The sequence below is a fragment of the Sphaerochaeta sp. genome, from assembly GCF_050178175.1.
In the GTDB taxonomy this organism is placed as follows: domain Bacteria; phylum Spirochaetota; class Spirochaetia; order Sphaerochaetales; family Sphaerochaetaceae; genus Sphaerochaeta.
The window spans coordinates 1-2,713 of record NZ_JBFXGH010000195.1 but is presented as its reverse complement, the minus strand read 5'-3'; the positions used below and the strand labels follow the sequence as shown (position 1 = coordinate 2,713).

The window sequence follows — 2,713 nt, the reverse complement described above, 5'->3', positions numbered from 1 at the left end:
GGATGAAATTGCGTTTGTCGAGTCCTTTTTTGCAGGCTTTGACACTGAGATGCTTATGGTGATGCAGAAAAGCATTACCCAATGGATGCAGAACTTGGCACGTATGGAGGATACGTATGGGAAGGAGGAGTAAGGTGGTATTGGGGATTATTGCAGTAGTTTTGGTAATATTATTGGTGCTTTTATTGCCTCCTTCTGTGCTGCAGAAGCGCTTTGCTGGTATTGAGCAGGAGTTCATACAAAACCTGGAATCAACCGAAGATGTGTTCACCCTTGCGGAACTGGAAGGGTATCCCCTTCCTGTCCAGCGGTTCTTCATTGAAGGTGGATTTATTGGAAAGCAGAAGATGAGTGGACTCAAGGCCGTCTTCTCTGATGTTCCCTTCTCTCTTGGAGTGGATAAGCCTACCATCTCAATCGATTACACACAGATCAATGATGCAAGTGAGCCGCTTAGGTTTGCCTATATTGACTCCCATATCTATGGGCTTCCATTCCAGGGATTGGATTCCTTCGCCGATGGAAGAGGTTCCATGGAGGGGTATCTTGCCAAAAGGATCAGGCTGTTCAACCAGAGGGGCCGTCATATGGATAAAGCCTGTTTGGTGACCTATCTAGCAGAGGCGTTCTTCCTTCCCACTGTTGCGCTCAGTGGCATGGTTTCCTGGGAGGCAATGGATGACACCCATGCCAAGGCAACGATGAAAGCCTATGGAATGGAGGTATCGGGCGTTTTTACCTTCTCTGAAAAAGGTGAGATGCTGGTCTTCTCTACCGAGGATAGAATGGCGGCCTCTATGGACGGGTCTCTTGAACAGGTCCCCTGGAGCGCCGAGTGCGGTGAGTATGTAATCCAGGACGGTTTGCGTGTTCTCACTCGGCTCAGGGCAACATGGCACTACCCTCAAGGTGATTTGCTTTACTTTGATGGAAAGGATGTTCAGGTAACGTACTACTATTGATAGGTTGTTTATTATTACAGGTAAAATGAAAAGAAAAATGAGCCGAGGGAATAAAAACCTCGGCTCTCTCTTCAGGCTATGGTATTGCGGAGCACTCCCAGTCCTTCGATCAGGATCTCCACCGTATCACCCTTGTGCATCCCACTGATCCCTCCCGGGGTACCGGTAAGGATGATGTCTCCAGGGAGCAAGGTCATGACCCTGGAGAGGTAGCTTACCAGGAAGGGGACTGAGAAGATCAGGTTGCTGGTATTGGACTTCTGCATCGTCCTTCCATTGACCCTGCTCTCGATGACAAGGTTTGCTGGATCGACCTCATCGCTGATAAACGGTCCGAAGGGGCAGAAGGTGTCAAAGCTCTTTGCCACGGTCCACTGGCCCTGCTTCGGTTGCAGGTCCCGGGCAGTAATATCGTTGGCACAAGTGTAGCCAAGGATGTAGGATGATGCATCTGCTTCTGGTACAAATCGGGCTTTCTTCCCGATTACCACGGCAAGCTCTGCCTCATAGTCGAGGCGGTTGCTCATCTCTGGGTAGATGATCTCCCTGTTTGGAGCAAGCGCGGCGGTGGAGGGCTTCATGAATACAACCGGTTCGGTTGGAATGGGAAGCTGGAACTCCTTTGCATGGTCACTATAGTTCAAGCCAATGCAGATGGCTTTGGAATAGTCACAGGGAGTAAGCAATTCCACCTCTTCCAAGGAGAGCTTCTTGCTGGTTTCTCTATAGCTCGTAAAGGGTGACCCCTCGAGCACCTTGATGGTGGTATCGCTAAGGAGGCCATAGGAGACCTCGTCTTGGTGTTTGAATCGTACGTATTTCATGGATTAAGCATACCAAAGAGCGTGGACAAACACAATTGACAAACATCATTTTTACCCGCACCGTAGGGAGTATGGAAACCTATGCCAAATGTCCCGCGCTTCGTGTCTGCGGTCACTGCCCACTCATGGAACACCCGTATCATAAGCAGCTGGAATTGCAGAGTAATTACTTGCGTACCCGGTTTGCAGAGCTTGCCTCTTGTGTGGAGCCTGTGATAGGGATGCAGCAGATGGAAGGGTTCCTCCACTATGTGGAGGTTCACTTTGGGCTGGACTGGCGAGGAAAGTTTGCATCCGGGTTAATCAGTACGGGACAGAATCAATTCATTGCCTTGAGGACATGTATGCTGAGGCATCCCTTGGCTGAGCGGATACTGAGGAGCATCAATCGCCTTGCCTCCACCCATGGTATTGATACTTCCTTCCCGGCAACAAAGCTGACACTGCGTATCAGGAGCGATCAGGAGCAGGTGTTGCTGTGCTTTACCCTTCCTGAGCGGATTGAAAGCACTTTTACCTCTTTCCTGTATGCATTAAGGCGGGAACATGCTGAGATCGTTGGAATAGTGCTGAATGACGGGGAGAGCAAGCCCAGCACATTCTGGGGACGTCCAGCGATCGAGGATTCCCTTTGCTCCCTGAGATTTTCCCTTCCCCCCACATCCGATTTTCCCTCCTCTCCATCCCAGGCAGAGGTGCTCTATACGAAGGTGATGGAGCTTGCCAAGGTGCAGGATGGGGATATTGTGATCGACTGCTGTACCACCCATGGCATACTCACACTGCTCTCCATGAGAGAAGGAGCAAGTCAGGGGTATCTACTCCAGGAGTTTACTCCTTATTGTGATGAGGCGGCTCTCAATGGCATTGAGCATGTAGAGCGTTTTGTGGGAAACAACGAGAAACATCTTCGTCAACTTGCAAAAC

3 protein-coding genes are annotated in these 2,713 nt (G+C 50.2%); 2 read left to right on the top strand and 1 reads right to left on the bottom strand.

What is annotated here, in order from left to right:
* Window positions 1-116: 116 nt before the first annotated feature.
* Window positions 117-962: a DUF6544 family protein gene (locus tag AB7S66_RS12460; protein ID WP_428520479.1), complete on the top strand. Its 846-nt coding sequence runs from the start codon at window positions 117-119 to the stop codon at window positions 960-962.
* A 71-nt stretch (window positions 963-1,033) separates the two neighbouring features.
* Here AB7S66_RS12460 and AB7S66_RS12455 read toward each other — a convergent pair whose 3' ends face one another.
* The gene (locus AB7S66_RS12455) at window positions 1,034-1,786 is read right to left on the bottom strand and encodes a fumarylacetoacetate hydrolase family protein (protein WP_428520478.1); all 753 of its coding nucleotides are present in this window, start codon (window positions 1,784-1,786) and stop codon (window positions 1,034-1,036) included.
* A gap of 71 nt (window positions 1,787-1,857) precedes the next feature.
* On the opposite strand from AB7S66_RS12455, the gene AB7S66_RS12450 reads away from it, so the two are divergent.
* A partial coding sequence (locus AB7S66_RS12450) for a hypothetical protein (protein ID WP_428520476.1) occupies window positions 1,858-2,713 on the top strand: 856 nt, incomplete at its 3' end.